This window comes from Brevundimonas sp., from assembly GCF_003248455.1.
Lineage (GTDB): Bacteria > Pseudomonadota > Alphaproteobacteria > Caulobacterales > Caulobacteraceae > Brevundimonas.
Genome location: NZ_QFNM01000002.1, coordinates 50509 through 68694, shown reverse-complemented (window position 1 = coordinate 68694; position 18186 = coordinate 50509). Strand labels below are relative to the sequence as shown.

General features: G+C 68.6%; 17 protein-coding genes. 14 read left to right on the top strand and 3 right to left on the bottom strand.

The annotated features are described in order from the left end of the window. Positions 1–119 precede the first annotated feature (119 nt). On the top strand, positions 120–1016 hold the full coding sequence (locus DI624_RS00970) for a hypothetical protein (protein ID WP_291535497.1): 897 nt from the start codon (positions 120–122) through the stop codon (positions 1014–1016). Here DI624_RS00970 and DI624_RS00965 read toward each other — a convergent pair whose 3' ends face one another. Together DI624_RS00965 and secA are read right to left on the bottom strand one after the other, a co-directional pair. Further along, positions 1017–2177, bottom strand: coding sequence for an aminotransferase class V-fold PLP-dependent enzyme (locus DI624_RS00965; RefSeq protein ID WP_291535496.1), 1161 nt, complete (start codon positions 2175–2177; stop codon positions 1017–1019). A 73-nt stretch (positions 2178–2250) separates the two neighbouring features. Continuing rightward, complete coding sequence (gene secA, locus DI624_RS00960; protein WP_291535495.1) at positions 2251–5100, bottom strand: preprotein translocase subunit SecA; 2850 nt, start codon at positions 5098–5100, stop codon at positions 2251–2253. Positions 5101–5386: 286 nt separating this feature from the next. On the opposite strand from secA, the gene DI624_RS00955 reads away from it, so the two are divergent. The 4 genes from DI624_RS00955 to DI624_RS00940 are packed head-to-tail and all read left to right on the top strand — an operon-like array spanning position 5387 to position 8306. After that, the gene (locus DI624_RS00955; protein ID WP_291535547.1) at positions 5387–6268 is read left to right on the top strand and encodes a peptidylprolyl isomerase; all 882 of its coding nucleotides are present in this window, start codon (positions 5387–5389) and stop codon (positions 6266–6268) included. Position 6269: 1 nt separating this feature from the next. Then, positions 6270–7679 (top strand): bifunctional glutamate N-acetyltransferase/amino-acid acetyltransferase ArgJ, encoded by a 1410-nt coding sequence (argJ, locus tag DI624_RS00950; protein ID WP_291535494.1) that lies wholly within the window; start codon positions 6270–6272, stop codon positions 7677–7679. An 11-nt stretch (positions 7680–7690) separates the two neighbouring features. Further along, positions 7691–8089, top strand: coding sequence for a (deoxy)nucleoside triphosphate pyrophosphohydrolase (locus tag DI624_RS00945; protein WP_291535546.1), 399 nt, complete (start codon positions 7691–7693; stop codon positions 8087–8089). Between the two features lie 25 nt (positions 8090–8114). After that, on the top strand, positions 8115–8306 hold the full coding sequence (locus DI624_RS00940; protein ID WP_291535493.1) for a Flp family type IVb pilin: 192 nt from the start codon (positions 8115–8117) through the stop codon (positions 8304–8306). Here DI624_RS00940 and DI624_RS00935 read toward each other — a convergent pair. Then, on the bottom strand, positions 8303–9205 hold the full coding sequence (locus DI624_RS00935; RefSeq protein WP_291535491.1) for a methyltransferase domain-containing protein: 903 nt from the start codon (positions 9203–9205) through the stop codon (positions 8303–8305). The two genes, DI624_RS00940 and DI624_RS00935, sit on opposite strands and share 4 nt — an antisense overlap. On the opposite strand from DI624_RS00935, the gene DI624_RS00930 reads away from it, so the two are divergent. The 9 genes from DI624_RS00930 to glnD all read left to right on the top strand — a co-directional run bounded on the left by DI624_RS00930 (position 9204) and on the right by glnD (position 18174). Next, on the top strand, positions 9204–10010 hold the full coding sequence (locus tag DI624_RS00930; RefSeq protein WP_291535490.1) for a ComF family protein: 807 nt from the start codon (positions 9204–9206) through the stop codon (positions 10008–10010). The genes DI624_RS00935 and DI624_RS00930 overlap by 2 nt on opposite strands. A gap of 71 nt (positions 10011–10081) precedes the next feature. Next, positions 10082–10339: a glutaredoxin 3 gene (gene grxC / locus DI624_RS00925; RefSeq protein WP_291535488.1), complete on the top strand. Its 258-nt coding sequence runs from the start codon at positions 10082–10084 to the stop codon at positions 10337–10339. A gap of 5 nt (positions 10340–10344) precedes the next feature. Then, positions 10345–11184: a carbon-nitrogen hydrolase family protein gene (locus DI624_RS00920; RefSeq protein WP_291535545.1), complete on the top strand. Its 840-nt coding sequence runs from the start codon at positions 10345–10347 to the stop codon at positions 11182–11184. Positions 11185–11190: 6 nt separating this feature from the next. Further along, complete coding sequence (locus DI624_RS00915; RefSeq protein WP_291535487.1) at positions 11191–11631, top strand: DUF1178 family protein; 441 nt, start codon at positions 11191–11193, stop codon at positions 11629–11631. 1 nt (position 11632) lies between these two features. Continuing rightward, positions 11633–12454 carry a helix-turn-helix domain-containing protein gene (locus DI624_RS00910; RefSeq protein WP_291535486.1) on the top strand — a complete coding sequence of 274 codons (822 nt, stop codon included), beginning with the start codon at positions 11633–11635 and terminating at the stop codon, positions 12452–12454. Between the two features lie 30 nt (positions 12455–12484). Then, a complete protein-coding gene (locus DI624_RS00905) occupies positions 12485–12964 on the top strand; it encodes a DUF6265 family protein (protein WP_291535485.1) in 480 nt (159 codons plus the stop codon). Next, the gene (locus DI624_RS00900) at positions 12907–13455 is read left to right on the top strand and encodes a GNAT family N-acetyltransferase (protein ID WP_291535484.1); all 549 of its coding nucleotides are present in this window, start codon (positions 12907–12909) and stop codon (positions 13453–13455) included. Before DI624_RS00905 ends, DI624_RS00900 begins: the two co-directional genes overlap by 58 nt. 144 nt (positions 13456–13599) lie before the next feature. Then, entirely contained in the window at positions 13600–15432 is a 1833-nt protein-coding gene (typA, locus tag DI624_RS00895; protein ID WP_291535483.1) for a translational GTPase TypA, read from the top strand. A gap of 42 nt (positions 15433–15474) precedes the next feature. Next, positions 15475–18174, top strand: a complete 2700-nt coding sequence (gene glnD / locus DI624_RS00890; protein WP_291535482.1) for a [protein-PII] uridylyltransferase — start codon at positions 15475–15477, stop codon at positions 18172–18174. Positions 18175–18186 lie beyond the last annotated feature (12 nt).

The window sequence follows — 18186 nt, the reverse complement described above, 5'->3', positions numbered from 1 at the left end:
TTTCGCGACATTTTGTCAGGCCGCCGCACCGGCATCGCCGGGGACCGGGGCGCGGACAACGGATTTCGATGCTAAGCGTTGAGGACTTCCAAAGGTGAAGCTGGAGCGCCAGGGTCGACATGCGTCGCTTTTTCATGGGTTCGGTCGTCGCGGCCGTGATCGGCCTGCTGCTCGCGGGCGGGGGTTACTGGGCCTATTGGAACTTCTATTCCCGGTTCCAGCCGGTCACGATCAGCCGCAATGCAGGCGAGGTGCAGCGATTGCTGAACGAGGCGTCGTGGGTCTCGGACGGCGGCGGGGGCCAGCCGCTCTATATCGTCACCTATCGCGACAGCGCCGCCAGCCATCGCTATCTGCGCGACGAGGTCGCCAAGCTGAAGGCGGCGGGGGTCGAGACCCGCTTCATCGTGTTCGCACGCGCCGATGCGGAGGGAACGCCGCGATCGACGGCGGCAGAGCGGGCCACGGTCGCGGAGCTGTGGCTGAGCCGCGACTGGCCGCTCTACCAACGCTGGATGGCGACGCCCGCGAACAGCTGGACGGCGGCCGGCCTGCCCCAGGCGGACAACGATCTGGCGCGGACCGCCGTGGTGGAGGCCGGGCGGCGGTTCGACGACCAGCTGGGCCGGCTGCTGCGCGATTCCGGGGTGCGGATCAGCTATCCCCTGATCCTGTGGCGCGACCGGGACGGCTTCCTGAAGGCTTGCGGCTGCGCCGACAGCCGCGCCTGGGCCTTCATCCGCGACGACGTCGGGGCGCCGGACAGGCTGGGGGACCCCGACCAGGCTCTGTCGCCGTCCGAAGAGGAGCCGAGCGCGCCGGACGGGACGGCGGCCATGCCCTATCCCGATCTGTCGGCGATACCGCCGATCGACTCCCCGTCCGGCCCCGCCCCGCTGGGTCCGCAGGGCCAGGACCAGGGAGACGCGCGGCCCGCCGCGTCGTCCGCGCGTCCGCAGCCCCCTCGCCGGGCCGCACCGGCCGCCAGCCAGCAGGAAGACACGACCTTCTATTGATCAGAGGGCGGCCGAGGCGGCGATCAGACGTTCCACGTCCTCGGCGTCCTGATAAAGGCCGAAGCCGAAGCGGATGACATCGTCGCGAACGTCGGCGACGACGCCCGCCTGCCTCAGCGCGGCGCGCCAGGCGGGGGCGTCGGGATGGCGCAGCGCCAGAAAGCGCGCCCGGGGCGCCTCGCCCTGCACCGGATTGAGCACCTCCGCCCGGGCCGGCGCGCCCGCTTCGCCAGACGCGAGCGCCGCCTGGAACCGGGCCGCCAAGCCGCGGGCATGGGCGGCGACGGCTGCGGTGTCCAGGCCCTGCTCGGCCAGCATCCGCCGCGCCGCATTGAACCGATAAAGCGCCGAACAGTCGAAGGTCGCGCCCCAGAAGCGGCCGCCGTCGCTGCGATACCGGACCCCGCCGGGCGGCCCGGACAGGTCGCCGAACTCTGCGAACCAGCCGGTGACGACGGGTCGGGCGCAGAAGTCGGGCGGAGCGTGCAGGAAACAGGCCCCCTCGCCCGCCATGGCGTATTTATAGCCGCCGGCGACGTAGAAGACCCGGTCGGCCACCGCCGACAGATCGGTCGGGGTCGCCATGAACCCGTGATAGCCGTCGATCAGGACCCACGGCCCTTCCGGCCGGGCCAGGGCGGCCAAGTCTTCCATACGGTCGAAGAGGCCGCCCGTGCGGAAGAAGACCTGGCTGACGACGATCCAGTCGTAACCCCCGCTCTTCGCCTCTTCGACGAAGCGATCCGCGAAGGAGTCGAAGGGCGCCAGGGGCACGCGCGTCACCGCCGCCGCGCCGACCTCCTCCCACCGATCCGCCTGACGCCGGAAAGAATGGAACTCTCCGTCGGTCGACAGGATGCGGGCCGGCGACCGCTCCAATCCCGAGAACAGGCGCAGCAGGAAATCATGGGTGTTGGAGGAAAAGACCAGGCTGTCTGGCGACGCCAGGTTCAGCTCGGCGGCGACATGGGCCTGAGCCTCGGGGATCACCTGGCCGAACACAAGGTCCCACTTGTGATCGGCGTGCCGATTGGCGTCGAGCCAGGCCTGCTGCTGGCCCTCGAAACCGGCGTCGGGCCACAGATGATGGCTATGCGCCGCGAAATGCAGCCGATCCGGCGCCGCCGCCAGGGCGCGGGAGAAGAGGGACTTGTAGGTCATCCCTCTTCCTTAGCCGTCGAACGAACGTCTCACCAAGCGCTCAGGCGACAAGCCGCCGCGCACGGCGCGCCTCTCAAGCCAGAGCGCCGTGGCAGTGTTTGAACTTGCGGCCGGAGCCGCAGGGGCAGGGAGCGTTGCGGCCGGTCATTTCCCAACCCGGCGGCAGGGCCTCGACCGGCAATTTGGAGCGGTCGTCGCCGATCAGGGCCTGTTCCGGGTTCTGAGCCGACGGATTCGTCATCTCGTTCTCGCCGGTGCCGGGGTTCAGGTGGATTTCCTGGAACTCGGGCAGTTCGGGCGGGGGCTGGAAACGGAACTCCACGGTCATCAGCCAGCGGGTGACATTGTGGCGCAGATCGTAGAGCAGGCTTTCGAACAGAGAGAAGGCTTCGGTCTTGTACTCTTGCAACGGGTCGCGCTGGCCATAGCCGCGCAGGCCGATGACGCCGCGCAGATGGTCCAGGTGGACCAGATGCTCGCGCCACTGCATGTCGATCATCTGCAGCATGAACTGCTTTTCCAGACCGCGCGTCTGTTCGGCGCCGATCAGTTCCAGCCGTTCGGCGGCGCGGGCGTCGGCGGCGGCCAGCAGGCGTTCCTCGATCTCCTCGTTGGAGACGCCTTCCTCGGCGGCCCAGTCGTGCAGCGGCAGCTCCAGGCCCAGGGTCGTGCGGACCTTCTCGTCCAGGCCGTCGATGTCCCACTGTTCGGCATAGGCCTTGGGCGGCATATAGCGTTCGACCAGGTCGGAAACCACGTCGCGGCGGAAATCGCCGACCAGTTCGGACAGGTCCTCGGAGTCCATGAATTCCTGGCGCTGCTCGAAGACGGCCTTGCGCTGGTCGTTCACGACATCGTCGTATTTCAGCAGGTTCTTGCGGATGTCGTAGTTGCGGGTCTCGACGCGCTTCTGGGCGGTTTCGATGGCGCGGTTCAGCCAGGGGTGGGTGATGGCCTCGCCCTGCGCCACGCCGAAGGTCTTCATGATCGAGTCCAGACGGTCGCCGGCGAAGATGCGCAGCAGGTCGTCCTCGCAGGACAGGTAGAATTTCGACACGCCTGGGTCGCCCTGGCGGCCGGTGCGGCCGCGCAGCTGGTTGTCGATGCGACGGCTTTCGTGACGTTCGGTGCCCAGGACGAACAGGCCGCCGGCGGCGAGCGCGATTTCCCGCTGGACGGCGATCTCGGCCTTGAACTCGGCCTCCTTGGCCGCCTCCATCTCGGGAGTGACTTCGACAGCCATGTTGCGCTGTTCCAGTAGCCACTTCTGCATCTTCATCTCGAGGTTGCCCCCAAGCTGGATGTCGGTGCCGCGGCCAGCCATGTTGGTGGCGATGGTGACGGCGCCGGGCAGGCCCGCGTCGGCGACGATATAGGCCTCCTGCTCGTGCTGGCGCGCGTTCAGGACGTTGTGCGGAATGCCCCGCAGCTTGGTCTCGTAGACGATGTCATAGGCGGCGTCGCCGATCTTCTCGGCCTCCTTGGCCCGGCCAGCATACTCCGGCTTCAGCGTGCGCGACACCTCCACCTTGTGCTCATAGCGGCTCAGCAGGTCCGACAGCTGCTCCGAACGCTCGATCGAGACGGTGCCGACAAGGATCGGCTGGCCGGCCAGGTGGCATTCGGCGATCTGCCTGGCGATCGCCTGGTTCTTCTCTTCGTGGGTCCGATAGACCTCGTCGTCGTAGTCCTTGCGCTGGATCGGCCGGTTGGTCGGCACCTCCAAGACATCCATCTTGTAGATGTCGCCGAACTCTTGGGCCTCGGTCGCGGCGGTGCCGGTCATGCCCGACAGCTTTTCATAGAGGCGGAAGTAGTTTTGGATCGTCACCGAGGCCAGGGTCTGGTTCTCGGGCTGGATCTTGACGTCCTCCTTGGCCTCGATGGCCTGGTGCAGGCCCTCGGACAGACGACGGCCGGTCATCATGCGGCCGGTGAATTCGTCGATCAGGACGATCTCGCCGCCCTTGATGATGTAGTCCTTGTCGCGCTGATACAGAGTGTTGGCGCGCAGGGCCTGGTTGGCGTGGTGGACCAGGCTGATGTTGGCCGCGTCGTACAGGCCCGTGGTGTCGGCGGCGAAGTGGCCGCCGGCTTCCAGCGCCTCTTCCATCCGCTCCGAACCCAGTTCGGTCAGCAGGACCTGTTTCTGCTTTTCGTCCAGCTCATAGGTGTCCTTGTCCTTGATCAGGTCTTTGATCAGGGCGTCCAGCACCTTGTAGAGGTCCGAACGGTCCTCGGTCGGACCCGAGATGATCAAGGGCGTGCGCGCCTCGTCGATCAGGATGGAATCGACCTCATCGACGATGGCGAAGTTGTGCGGACGCTGCACCATCTCGCGCCGGTCATAGACCAGGTTGTCGCGCAGATAGTCGAAGCCGAACTCGTTGTTGGTGCCATAGGTGACGTCGGCGGCGTAGGCGGCCTGGCGCTGGCCTTGGGACAGGCCGTTGACGATGACCCCGACCTCGAGACCCAGGAAGCGATAGACCTTGCCCATCGTCTCGGCGTCGCGGCGGGCCAGATAGTCGTTGACGGTGATGACGTGCACGCCCTTGCCGGCCAGGGCGTTCAGATAGACGGGGGCCACGGCCACCAGGGTCTTGCCCTCGCCGGTCCGCATCTCGGCGATGCCGCCTTCGTGCAGGATCATGCCCCCGGCCAGCTGGACGTCGTACTGACGCTGGCCCAGCACCCGCTTGGACGCCTCGCGCACGACGGCGAAGGCCTCGGGCAGGATCTTGTCCAGGGTCTCGCCGTTCGCCAGTCGGTCCTTGAAGGCGTCGGTCATCATCCGCAGTTCGTCGTTGGACAAGGCCGCAAACCTGGGCTCCAGCGCATTGATCCGCTGAGCCTGGTCCTGAAAAGCCTTGACCTTGCGGTCGTTGGAAGAACCGAAAAATTTCTTGGCGAAGCCGAGCATGTCAGATCCGGTAAAGGTCGAGCGTCAACGAGGAGCGGCTCTGAAATCCCGTGAGGGCGGCGATAGGGACGCCGCGAGAGAGGCCCGAACCGACGGCGGCCGCGGCGCGCCGGAACCAGGCGCGCGCGAAGGGCCGCGCAGACGATCAAAACCCCTCGACTTGGGCGCAGGGCGGACTTAAGCACCGGCCTAACCCCTGTCAACGCGAGGGGCTTTCGGCCGCCTTCGACGGAGCGCCTCCTTGATCCCATTCCGGCGACCCTCGACCTGGCGAAAAACGGCGGTCCTGGCCGCGCTTCTGGCCGCCGGACTGACGACGGCGGCCTGCTCGCGCGACGGGGGCGACCGGCCGCCGGAGCCGGGCGACCAGGCCGTGGCCACGGTGCAGGATCGCACCATCTGGGCCTCCGACGTGCGGCGCGAGGCCGTTGCGCAAGGGTTGATCGGCGAGGGCGAGCCGCTGGACGCGACGTCGGACCTGTTCCGCCGGGTGCTGGACGAGGTGATCGACCAGAAGCTCCTGGCCGGAGAGGCCCAGCGCCGTCGCCTGGATTCCTCGGCCCTGGCCCAGCGTCGCCTCGAGGCGACGCGCGAGCGCATCTTGGGCGACATGCTGGTGGAGAGCGTGGTCGACAAGGCCGTGTCGGACCAAGCGGTGCAGACGCTTTATAACGAGCAGCTGCGGCTGGCGAAGAACGCCGAGGAAATCCGCGTGCGGCTGATCCTGTCGCGCACCCGGCCCGAGGCCGACGCGGTGATCGGAATATTGGGCCAGGGCGCCGGGTTCGAGGCGGTGGCGATGGAGCGGTCCATCGACGAGGCGACGCGATTCTCGGGCGGGGACCTGGGCTATTCGACGCTGGACGTCATGCCCCAGGCCTATGCCGACGCCCTGCGCGACAAGCCGGCAGGCGCCGTCGTCGGGCCTTTTCAGACGGAAGGCGGTTGGGCCGTGCTGCGGGTAGAGGACCGGCGAAAGGAGACGCCGCCCACCCTGGAGCAGGCCCGGCCGCAGATCGTGCGCTATCTGACGTATGAGGGCGTGCGCCAGTTGCTGGAGCAGCTTCGGGGCAAGGCCAAGGTCGATATCCGCCTGCCCGCCCCGCCGAAGCCGCCCGCCAATACGCCCCCCGCCGCGCCCGCCCAGCCCTCCGAACCGGCCGCCTGACATGACCAAGCCCCCCTCCACGACCGGCCAGAAGATCGAACAGGTGTTCGAAAAGGCGCTGGACCCCTTCGCCACGGCCTTGAAGCGCGCGACCCGGGTCGCCGGAACGGAGCCTTCGGCCGCCGCCGCCGCGCCAGCACCGGCCCCCGCCGGCAAGCCTGGCCTGGCGATCTCGCCCCTGGCCACGCCCTTTCCCGCCATTCCGCCCATCGGCGGGGTCGAGATCGCCACCGCCCGGGCGGGCTTCTACAAGCACGAGCGCGACGACCTGGTGGTGTTCCGCTTCGCCCGCGGGACCAGCTGCGCCGGCGTCTTCACCCGCCACAAGATCGGATCGGCGCCCGTCGATTGGTGCAAGAAGCATCTGGGCGGCGCGGAAGGCGGCAAGGATGTGCGGGCCCTGGTGGTCAACGCCGGGTGCGCCAACGCCTTCACCGGCAAGGCCGGGGCCGACGCCGCCAGACGCACCGCCTCGGAGGTCGCCAAACGGTTCGGCTGCCGCCAGCGCGACGTCATGCTGGCCTCGACCGGGGTGATCGGCGTGGTGCTGGACGACAGGAAGATCGTCGCCAAACTGCCCGAGATCGAGAACGGGCTGGAGGCCGCCCATCCATCCGATCAATGGGCCAGGGCCGGGCGCGGCATCATGACCACCGACACCTTCCCCAAGGGCTCCTACGCCGAGGCCGAGATCGAGGGCTACAAGGTCCGCATCGCCGGGATCGCCAAGGGGTCGGGCATGATCGCGCCGGACATGGCGACCATGCTGGCCTTCATCGTCACCGACGCCGACATCCATCCGAACGTGCTGCAGGCGCTGCTGGGCCTGCATGTCCGCACCACCTTCAACTCGGTGACGGTGGACGGCGACACCTCGACCAACGACACGGCGCTTCTGTTCGCCACAGGAACCTCGGGCGCGCCGCGCATCGGCCGGGTCGGCGACCGGCGGCTGAAGAGCTTTTCCGCCGCCCTGGACAAGGTGATGCTGGACCTGGCGCACCAGCTGGTGCGCGACGGCGAGGGCGCGACCAAGTTCGTAAAGGTGACGGTGGACGGCGCGGCCAGCCCCGCCTCGGCGCGGAAGCTGGCCAAGTCCATCGCCGACAGCCCGCTGGTCAAGACCGCCATCGCCGGTCAGGACGCCAACTGGGGCCGGGTGGTCATGGCCGTGGGCAAGACCGAGGAGCCGGTCGACCGCGACCGCCTGGCCATCCGGTTCGGTCCGCACCAGGCCGCCATCGACGGCGCCCCGGCCTCGACCTATGACGAGGCCAAGATGACGGCCTATATGAAGAATCCCGAGATCGACATCACCGTCGATGTCGGTTCCGGCCGGGCGTCCGCCACCGTCTGGACCTGCGACCTGACCAAGGGCTACATCGAGATCAACGGCGATTATCGCTCGTGAACGAAGCGCCGATCCCCACCGTCCTGGTCGTCGCCGTCGCCCTGATCGATGTGGACGGGCGGGTGCTGATCGCCAAACGGCCGCAGGGCAAGACATTGGCCGGGCTTTGGGAATTTCCCGGCGGCAAGGTGGAGCCGGGCGAACGGCCTGAACAGGCCCTGATCCGCGAGCTGAAGGAAGAGCTAGGGATCGACGTCAGCGAAAACTGCCTGTCGCCGTTCGTTTTCGCCAGCCATGCTTACGATTCATTTCACCTGTTGATGCCATTGTATCTGTGCCGGCGCTGGGACGGCGTGGTCACGGCGCGTGAGCACGACGGCCTGGCCTGGGTGAAGCCGGAGAAGCTTTCGGACTATCCCATGCCGCCGGCGGACGAACCCCTGGTCGCCTGGCTGCGCGACCTGCTGTAACCACCGCCGACCAGGGAGGCCGGTCATGCGACGTCTTATCGGCCGATTCCTGCACGACGAGGGCGGCGCGACCGCCATCGAATACGGCCTGATCTGCGCCCTGATCTTCCTGGCCATAGTGGGCTCCATCAACGCCTTCGCGAACGCCCAGAACGGCGGCCTGGCCGTGACCGTCGAAAAGCTGACTACGGCCATGAAGGCCGCCATAAGCGGCTAGTCCGGTTCCTCGCCCGTCATTTCCCGGACGCCCAGCGCATCGGCCAGACGGGTCTTGGCCGAACCGCGCGGCAGAGGTTTCTGCTGGCTGTCGTGCGGCTTCCAGCCGGCCAGGTGGATGATCTCGAAGGTCGCGGGGATGCGGCCGTCCTCCAGGCCGTGGCGTTCGGCGTAAAGGGCGGCGGCGCGCGCGACGATGCGACGGTTCAACGGCCGCACGGGGCCGTGCAGCCCATTGGTCTCGCCCATCGCCCGAAGGTCGCCGATCAGGGCGAACAGGTCGGGGTATCGCACCGTGAACCGATCCACGTCCGAGACCGGCAGGGCGAAGCCGGCCCGTTGCAGAAGGGCCGCCCCGTCATAGCCGTCGGCGAAAGGCGACACCCGCGCCTGGGCGCCGCCGCGCTCGGCCAGTTCGGCCTCGGTCAACACCGCACGCAGCTCTTTCAGGGTTCGCGCGCCGAACAGGGTCCCGATGAACAGGCCGTCCGGTTTCAGCGCCCGGCGGATCTGCGCCAGGGCGCCGGGCAGGTCGTTGGCCCAGTGCAGCGTCAGAAGCGAAACGATCAGGTCGGTCGATGCGTCGGAGAGGGGCAGGGCCTGGGTGCCCGGCGCGGCCCGCCGGTCCAGGCCGAGGGGCGCGGAGACGGCGCCGACGCGGGGCGCGGCGTCGCTGGCGCGTACTGCACGATCAAACACGCCGGAATGGGCGGAAAGATCGACCACGACGGGAAAATCGCGCACTATCGCCTCCAGGCTCTCGGCGGCGTTTTCGGCGGCGCGGACGTGGAGGAAATCGGCCTGATGGAAGCGGCGGGCCGATCGCGCCAGGCGAGCCTGGCGGCGGGCGGCGTCGAAGATGCGCGGGGGGCCTTCGGAAGGGACGGGGGAGACGGTCATGGACGCACAGGATGGGGGCTGGCGGCGCGCCTGGGAAGGGGCGGCGCGGCGGTTGCGGTCGGGCGGCGCCGGTTGGGGCCGCGGACTGGCCGATCTGATCCTGCCCCCGACGGCTCATGACAGCCGCGAGGCGACGGCAGCGGCCGGCCTGACGCCCGACGCCTGGAGCCGCATTCGGTTTCTGGAGGCGCCGGTCTGCGACGGCTGCGGCGCCGCGTTCGAATACGACGGCGGCGCCTTCGCCGAAGCCCGTTGCGCGGCCTGCGTCGCCCAGCCCTACGTCTTCGAACGGGCGCGGGCGGCATGCCTGTACGACGAGGCGTCGCGCGGCCTGATCCTGCGGTTCAAGCATGGGGACCAGCAGCAGCTCGCCCCCCTGTTCGCGCGCTGGATCGGGCGGGCCGCGGCCGAACTGGTCGAAGCGGCGGACGCCGTGGTCCCGGTGCCTCTGCATCCGTTTCGCCTGTTGTCGCGCCGGTTCAACCAGGCGGCCGAGATCGCCCGCCCCCTGGCCCGCAGCGCGGCGCGCGACTATCTGCCCGACGCCCTGATCCGCACGTCCCACACCGCAAGCCAGGGCGGAAAGAGCCGACGGGGGCGGCGGCTGAACGTGAAAAAGGCCTTCGTCGTCACCGAGGCGGGGCGGCGGCGCATTCGGGGACGGCGCATCCTTCTGATCGACGACGTGTTGACCACGGGCGCGACCGGCGAGGCCTGCGCGCGCGCTCTGATCGAGGCGGGCGCGCGGGCGGTGGACCTGGCCGTGATCGCACGGGTGCGAAACGCCCGTGAACTGACTATGTAGAATGCGCCCCGCCGCCCGCTGCATGGCGATGCTCGACTTGAGGGCGTGAAATTTTTGAGTGGAGAATCCCTTTGGCCGACGTCGTCATCTACACCAAGCCCGGTTGCCCCTACTGCTTCAGCGCCATGTCGCTGCTGAAGAAGAAGGGCGTGGACTATACCGAGATCGTGGCCTCCAACGACGCCGACAAGAAGGCCGAAATGGTCGAGAAGTCCGGCGGCCGAGTGACCTTCCCGCAGATTTTCATCGACGGCCGGCACATCGGCGGGTCCGACGACATCCACGCGCTGGACCGCGACGGCAAGCTGGACGCCCTGCTGGCCGCCTGATGTCGATGAGCGGCGGGATCGACATCGCCCTGATCCAGACCCGTACGCCGGCGACGGCGCGGGACGCGCTGGCTCATGTCGAGCCGCTGATCCGCCAGGCGGCCTCGACCGGGGCGCGGTTCATCCTGACGCCGGAGGGGACCAATGTCCTGGAGCAGCGCGGCGAGCGTCGCGACGCCGCCGTCATCGACGAGGATCAGGATGTGGCGGTTCTCGGCCTGCGTCGCCTGGCGGCCGAACTAGACGTCTGGCTGCTTATCGGCTCGGCCATCGTGCGGTCGGGGCGCGTCGGGGAGGGGCGGGCGGCCAATCGCTCGCTTCTGGTCGACTCGTCGGGCGCGATCACGGCGCGGTATGATAAGCTGCATGTCTTCGATGTCGACCTGCCGAACGGAGAACGCTATCGCGAGAGCGCCACGGTGCGGCCGGGCGACAGGGCGGTCGCGGCCGATACGCCTTGGGGACGCCTGGGTCTGACCGTCTGCTACGACATCCGCTTTCCCCACCTGTATCGCCAGCTGGCCAAGGCGGGCGCCTCGATGATCGCGATTCCCGCCGCCTTCACCGCCCCGACTGGCGAGGCCCACTGGGAGACCCTGCTGCGCGCCCGCGCCATCGAGACCGGAGCCTTCGTCCTGGCGCCGGCGCAGGGCGGTCTGCACGAAGACGGCCGGCGCACCTGGGGCCGCTCCACCGTCGTCGGGCCCTGGGGCGAGATCATCGCCAAGGCCGATCACGACGAGCCTTGCATCGTGACGGCGAAACTGGACATGGAGGCGGTGCGACGCGCCCGCGCCGCGGTGCCGGCCCTGACCCATGACCGCGACTTCCTGCCTGCCTCCTGACCGCCGATGATCCGCTACGCCCTGAAATGCGACCACGACCACGGTTTCGAAGCCTGGTTCGGTTCGTCTTCCGACTATGACGACCAGGCGGCGCGCGGCCTGGTGGAATGCCCGTTTTGCGGCTCCAGCGAGGTCGAAAAGGCGGTGATGTCGCCCTCCGTCAGCGGCGCGAAACGCTCGCCCCCCGCCGCCGCGCTCGAGGCCGTGAAGACGATGCAGACCATGATGATGGAGGCCGCCCGCGAGGTGCGCGCCCATGTCGAGGCCAATTTCGACTATGTCGGGGACGCCTTCGCCCGCGAGGCGCGCGCGATCCATGAGGGCCGGTCCGAAAGACGCGAGATCTATGGCGAGGCCACGCCCGCCGACGTCAAAAAGCTGAAGGCGGACGGCGTCCCGGTATCCGCCCTGCCGGAGGCGCCGCCGGACCCGTCGAAGGTGAACTGAGGTGGCCTCGGGGGAGGACCGCTACCGGGAGTTCGAGCCGCCCGCAGCGCTGCGGCCCTTCGTCCGCGTCATCTGGACCTACGCCGCCCCCGACCCCAGCATGACGATCCAGCGGATCGCGCCGGACGGCTGCCCCGAACTGATCTTCGACCTGGGCGCGCCCTATGCGGAGCAGGGCCCGGACGGGACCTTCCACCTGCAACCGTCCGCCCTGTTCGCCGGCCAGATGACCCGTCCCCTGGTGATGCGGCCGACCGGCCCGACCGAACTGGTCGCCATCCGCTTCGAACCCGACGGAGCCAGGGACTTTCTGGGCCTGACCCTGGCGACGGCGACGGACCGGCGGCTGGACATGACGGCGCGCCTGGCCGGTTTCGTCCCGCCGCCCGGCGATCCCAAAGGACAGGCCGCCGCCTTCGTCGCCTGGCTTGACGACCTGAGACGGCGCGGGGACTGGGCGATCGACCCGGTCATCCGGGCCGAGATCGAGGCCGCCGCCGAAGACAAGCCCATATCCTGCCGCTCGCCCGGCGACCGCCGCGCCCTGCAACGCCGGTTCGCGGATCGCGTCGGCGTCTCGCCGCGCATGCTGCGCTCGATCTTTCGCTTCCGGCGCGTGTTCGATCACGCTGCAACGCCCAGCGCCGACGCCAGCTGGCTGGAGGCGGGGCTGGTCGCGGGATATTTCGACCAGCCCCAGATGGCGCGCGACTTTCGTCGATTTCTAGGCTGCACCGCCACCGAATGGGCGCGAGAGCAGCACGAACTGGCCCGCGCCATAGCGTCGAAAACCTACAAGCCGGGTCCGCCTCACGCCGACTAGGGTCGGTGTCGGAGAGAGGGATATCCCATCATGCTGATCGCGCTGACCATGGCCGTCGCCTTGCAAACCCCGAACCTGCGACCCGACCTGGGCTGGATGGCCGGCGCCTGGCTTTCGTGCGAGCCGGGACGCGAGGTTTCGGAAATCTGGACCGATCCGCGCCTGTCGCTGATGCTGGGCGTCAATGTGACGATCCGGGGCGACCGCATAGGCTTCGAACAGTCGCGCATCGCGCCGACCGGCCCGGCCTCTGACGCGCCCTACGCCTACTTCGCCCAGCCGGGAGGAGCGCCGGTCACGGTGTTCGCCGTCGTCGCCTCCGGCCCCGGCCATGTCGTGTTCGAACAGGCGGCCGCCGACGACTTTCCCAAGCGCGTCGTCTATGAACGCGATGGCGAGGCCCTGAACGCGCGGATCGAAGGCGTGGTCGACGGGCGGGAAAGGACCATTCGATGGCGCTTCCAGAAGGCGGAACTGAACGCACGCTGCCCCGCGCCGACGGCGGGTTGAGCTGGCGGCCCATGCGGCCGGGCGACATCGCGGCGGTGGTCGGAGTGGCGCGGCTGTCCTTTCCCGATCATTTCGAGGACCAGGCCTGTTTCGAGAACCGGCTGGCGCTTTATCCGCGCGGCTGTTTCGTCCTGGCCGACGGCGACGCCCCGGCCAGGGGCTATCTGATCGCCTATCCGTGGAAGGCCGACAGCGCGCCGCCGCTGAACACGGTGATCGAGGGCCTGCCGGCCGACCCCAGCCTGATCTATCTGCACGACCTGGCTCTGCATCCCGAAGCGCGGGGCGCAGGCGCGACCGGCGCGATCGTGGAACGGCTGGCCGAGCAGGCGGCCAAGGACGGCTGGCCGGTCATCGCCCTGGTGGCGGTCAACGACGCCGTCGGCTTCTGGTCGCGCCAGGGGTTCGCCGAGAAGACGGTCCCGGGCATGGCGGCCAAGCTGGCCAGCTACGGCGCCGATGCGCGCTACATGACCCGCGACCTGGGCTGACGCCTGAACGGGTCTTGGCCGCCTGCTCTGGCGTTTCGCCGCTCTTGCCTGTAAGAGGCGCGCGAAACTTTCTCCCCCCAATGCCTGCATCCCTTGCAGCGGCGCGGATTCTCCGCGACCGAACACAGTCCGCCCGAGCCCTTCATGAACCTGCGCAACGTCGCCATCATCGCCCACGTCGACCACGGCAAGACGACCCTGGTGGATCAACTGCTCGCCCAGTCCGGCGTGTTCCGAGCCAATGAGGCGACGACCGAGCGCGCCATGGACTCCAACGACCAGGAGAAGGAGCGCGGCATCACCATCCTGGCCAAGTGCACCTCGGTGCTCTGGAACGGAAAGGCGGGCGAGACCCGCATCAACATCATCGACACCCCCGGCCACGCCGACTTCGGCGGCGAGGTCGAGCGTATCCTGGGCATGGTGGACGGCTGCGTCATCCTGGTCGACGCCGAAGAGGGCGTCATGCCCCAGACCAAGTTCGTGCTGACCAAGGCCCTGAAGATGGGCCTGCGTCCGATCCTGTGCATCAACAAGGTCGACCGCGCCCACGCCGACCCGGACCGCGTCCACAACGAGACCTTCGACCTGTTCGCCGCCATCGGCGCGACCGACGAACAGCTGGACTTCCCACACATCTACGCCTCGGGCCGCAACGGCTGGGCGACGCTGGACCTGAACCAGCCCAACGACAATCTGGCGCCGCTGTTCGACCTGATCGTCGACCACGTCCCGCCGCCCGCCGTCCAGGCCAACAAGGACAAGCCGTTCCGCATGCTGAACGTGCTGATCGAAAGCGACCCCTTCCTGGGCCGCCTGCTGACCGGCCGGATCGAGAGCGGCAAGGCGATCCCCGGCATGGCGATCCACGCCCTGGACCGCGACGGCAAGGAGATCGAGCGCGGCCGCATCACCAAGGTCCTGGCCTTCCGCGGCCTGAAGCGCCAGCCGCTGGACGAGGGTTCGGAAGCGGGCGACATCGTCGCCATCGCCGGCATGTCCAAGGCGACCGTGGCCGACACCCTGTGCGCCATGGAAGTCACCGAGCCGCTGGACGCCCAGCCGATCGACCCGCCGACCATCTCCATGACCGTCTCGGTCAACGACAGCCCCCTGGCTGGCCGCGAAGGCGACAAGGTCCAGTCGCGCGTCATCCGCGACCGCCTGCTGAAGGAGGCCGAGGCCAACGTCGCCATCCGCGTGACGACGACCGAAGGCGGCGACGCCTACGAGGTCGCGGGGCGCGGCGAACTGCAACTGGGCGTTCTGATCGAGAACATGCGCCGCGAAGGCTTCGAGGTCTCGATCTCGCGTCCGCGCGTGGTGTTCAAGGAAGGCGAGAACGGCGAGAAGCTGGAGCCCATCGAGGACGTCATGATCGACGTGGACGACGAGTTCACCGGCGTCGTCATCGAGAAGCTTTCGGCCCGCAAGGCCGAGTTGTCGGACATGGGTCCGTCCGGCGCCGGCAAGACCCGCATCAGCCTGAAGGCGCCGTCGCGCGCCCTGATCGGCTATCAGGGCGAGTTCCTGACCGACACGCGCGGTTCGGGCGTTCTGAACCGCGTGTTCAGCCACTATGAGCCGCACAAGGGCGCCATCGCCGGCCGTCTGAAGGGCGTGCTGATCTCGAACTCGGACGGCGAGACCGCCGCCTTCGCCCTGTGGAACCTGGAAGATCGCGGCGTCATGTTTGTCGGCGCGGGCGAAAAGACCTATCAGGGCATGATCATCGGCGAGAACGCGCGCTGGGACGACCTGGACGTCAACCCGATCAAGGGCAAGCAGCTGACCAACGTCCGGGCCGCCGGCAAGGACGAGGCGGTTCGCCTGACCCCGCCGCGCCAGATGTCGCTGGAACAGGCCATCGCCTATATCGACGACGACGAACTGGTCGAGGTGACGCCGAAGTCCATCCGCCTGCGCAAGCAGGTGCTGAACCCGTCGTTCCGCAAGAAGCGCGTTCGCCCCGAATAATCGTCCACTGACGCGGCGAGGGTTTGAGGCCTATATCGGCGGATGACCCCCGCTTCGCCCAGCCTGGACGACCGACTAGACGAGGCCGCCGCCGCGCAGGATCCGCGCGCGGCGGTCTCTTTCGTGTTGCGCGAAACCTATGACGCCGCCCGCGCCCGCGCAGAGCGCAAGCTGGACGCCGGCCTGAAGGGGCGCGAGGTGGCCCGGCTCTACGCCGCCGCGGCGGACGAGATGCTGACCGCCCTGTGGCGGGTGGCGACGCAGATATTGTTCCCCGTATCGCCGGTCGAGAGCGAGCGCCTGTCGCTGGTGGCGGTGGGCGGTTACGGGCGCGGCGTATTGGCGCCCTTCTCCGATCTGGACCTGCTGTTCCTGCGCCCTGCCAAGGCCACGCCGCGCGGCGAGAACGTGATCGAATTCGTCCTCTATGTGCTGTGGGACCTGGGGATGAAGGTCGGGCCTTCCGTGCGTTCGGTCGAGGAATGCCTGACCCTGTCGCGCTCCGACATGACGGTTCGGACCACCCTGCTCGAGGCGCGGCCGCTGGCGGGCGATCAGGCCTTGGCCGAATTGATGATCGGGCGGTTTCGGGACATGGTGTCAAAGACCGATCCGCGCCCCTTCATCGCCGCCAAGCTGGAAGAACGGACCCTTCGCCACCAGAAGGCGGGCGTGACGCGGTACAAGGTCGAACCCAACGTCAAGGACGGCAAGGGGGGGCTGCGCGACCTGAACACCCTGTACTGGATCGCTCGCTCCCTGGCGCCCGACAGCCGGCTGGGCGCGACAGTGATGGACGAGCTGTTCACCCCACGCGAGCGGCGCACATCCGACGAGGCGTTCGACTTCCTGTGGCGCGTGCGCATCCACCTGCACCTGATCGCGGGGCGGCCCGAGGAAAAGCTGACCTTCGACATGCAGCCCGAGGTCGCGCGGCGCATGGGGTGGCGCGGGCGTGGCGACGAACCGGCGGTCGAGCGATTCATGCACCGCTATTTCCTGGTCGCCCGCGATGTCGGCGCCCTGACCCGCGCCATGTCGGCCAAGCTGGAGGCGCGCCATCAGAAGACGGCCCAAGGCCTGTCGCGGCTGATGATCCCGTTTCGCCCGGCGCGGCGCAAGCTGGAGATCGACGGGTTCTGGATCGACCAGGGCCGGCTGTCGGTCGAGGGACCGGAGGTGTTCGCCGCCGATCCGGTCAAGCTGCTGACCCTGTTCGTAGCCGCCGACAGGCATGACCTCGATCTGCACCCGGACGCCTTTTCGGCGGTGACGCGCTCGCTGTCGCTGGTGACGCCCCGTCTGCGACGCGATCCGGCGGCGAGCCGCGCCTTTCTGGACGTTCTGGCGCACGGACAAAGGCCTTACCGCGTTCTGACCATCATGAACGAGACGGGCCTGCTGGGCCGGTTCCTGCCCGAATGGGGCCGGATCGTCGGCCAGACCCAGTTCAACATGTATCACGCCTATACGGTGGACGAGCATACGCTGCAGGCCATCGGCATCATCAACGACATCGCGCGGGGCAAGCTGAAGGGCGACCACCCGTTGGCGACCGAGATCGTGCAGCTGATCTCGGACACCGAAGCCCTGATGCTGGGCATGCTGCTGCACGACGTGGGCAAGGGCGGCGAACGGGGACAGCTAGAGGATGGCGCCATCGCCGCGCGCCGGGCGTGCGAACGGCTGGGTGTCGATCCGCGCCGGATAGAACTGGTGGTCTGGCTGGTGCGCAGCCATCTGGCCCTGTCCGATTACGCCCAGAAGCGCGACCTGTCCGACCCGGCCACGATCCGCGCCTTCGCGGAACTGGTCGGCGATCCCGAGCGGTTGCGAATGCTGCTGGTTTTGACGGTCGCCGACATCCGGGCGGTAGGGCCTGGGGTCTGGAACGGCTGGAAGGGCCAGCTGATGCGCACCCTCTACGACCAGGTCGCCGCCCTGTTCCGGGGCGAGGACGTGATGTGCGCGGATCCCCTGTCGGCCCACCCCGCCCTGGTCGAGCGCGCACGCAAGGACGGGGCGGCGGCCGAGGCGGCGCCGGTGTCGCCGGTCGAGGGGCTGCCGGTCCAGGCGACCGAAATCTCCATCGCCGCCGCCGACCGGCCCGGCCTGTTCGCCGACCTGGCCCAGACCATGGCCGCCCTGGGCGCGGACGTCACCGACGCGCGTGTCGCGACCGAGGCGGGCGTGGTGCTGGATGTCTTTCGCGTTCAGGATGGGGCGGGCCTGCCCTATGGCCAGGCCGAGCCGCGCCGGCTGAAGACCCTGGTCCTGGCGCTGGAAAAGGCCGCGCGGGGCGAGGGTCGGATCGGACAGGCGCCCCGGCCGGCCGGCAACGCCCGCAAGGCCGCCTTCGAGGTTCGGCCGGTGGTCATGGTCGATCATCACGCCAGCGAGGCGGCCACGGTGATCGAAGTGTCCTGCGCCGACCGGCCCGGCCTGCTGGCCGATCTGTCGCGGGTGTTCACCGACGAGGGGCTCAGCATACGTTCGGCCCATGTGGCCAGCTATGGCGAACGGGCGGTGGACAGTTTCTATGTGGTGGATCGCAAGGGACGAAAACTGACGTCAGAACAGCGAATCGAAGAATTGCGCCAGGCGCTGGAGGCGGTGCTGAACAGCCGCGCCCCCGCTCCGGAAGGCCGCAAGGTGCGTTCGGCCCGCGCCAGCGCCCGCGACGTCTCGGAACTGGGCCGGCGCGTGCGCAAGCCCGTATCGCCGCCTGGGGAAGCGCGCTAAGCGAAACGATCC

What these genes read in the sequence shown, in the direction of transcription:
- DI624_RS00970 (WP_291535497.1), top strand. Translation starts at nt 120, where the DNA reads ATGCGTCGCTTTTTCATGGGTTCGGTCGTCGCGGCCGTGATCGGCCTG.
- DI624_RS00965 (WP_291535496.1), bottom strand. Translation starts at nt 2,177, where the DNA reads ATGACCTACAAGTCCCTCTTCTCCCGCGCCCTGGCGGCGGCGCCGGAT.
- secA (WP_291535495.1), bottom strand. Translation starts at nt 5,100, where the DNA reads ATGCTCGGCTTCGCCAAGAAATTTTTCGGTTCTTCCAACGACCGCAAG.
- argJ (WP_291535494.1), top strand. Translation starts at nt 6,270, where the DNA reads ATGACCAAGCCCCCCTCCACGACCGGCCAGAAGATCGAACAGGTGTTC.
- DI624_RS00940 (WP_291535493.1), top strand. Translation starts at nt 8,115, where the DNA reads ATGCGACGTCTTATCGGCCGATTCCTGCACGACGAGGGCGGCGCGACC.
- DI624_RS00930 (WP_291535490.1), top strand. Translation starts at nt 9,204, where the DNA reads ATGGACGCACAGGATGGGGGCTGGCGGCGCGCCTGGGAAGGGGCGGCG.
- DI624_RS00935 (WP_291535491.1), bottom strand. Translation starts at nt 9,205, where the DNA reads ATGACCGTCTCCCCCGTCCCTTCCGAAGGCCCCCCGCGCATCTTCGAC.
- DI624_RS00920 (WP_291535545.1), top strand. Translation starts at nt 10,345, where the DNA reads ATGAGCGGCGGGATCGACATCGCCCTGATCCAGACCCGTACGCCGGCG.
- DI624_RS00915 (WP_291535487.1), top strand. Translation starts at nt 11,191, where the DNA reads ATGATCCGCTACGCCCTGAAATGCGACCACGACCACGGTTTCGAAGCC.
- DI624_RS00905 (WP_291535485.1), top strand. Translation starts at nt 12,485, where the DNA reads ATGCTGATCGCGCTGACCATGGCCGTCGCCTTGCAAACCCCGAACCTG.
- DI624_RS00900 (WP_291535484.1), top strand. Translation starts at nt 12,907, where the DNA reads ATGGCGCTTCCAGAAGGCGGAACTGAACGCACGCTGCCCCGCGCCGAC.
- typA (WP_291535483.1), top strand. Translation starts at nt 13,600, where the DNA reads ATGAACCTGCGCAACGTCGCCATCATCGCCCACGTCGACCACGGCAAG.
- glnD (WP_291535482.1), top strand. Translation starts at nt 15,475, where the DNA reads ATGACCCCCGCTTCGCCCAGCCTGGACGACCGACTAGACGAGGCCGCC.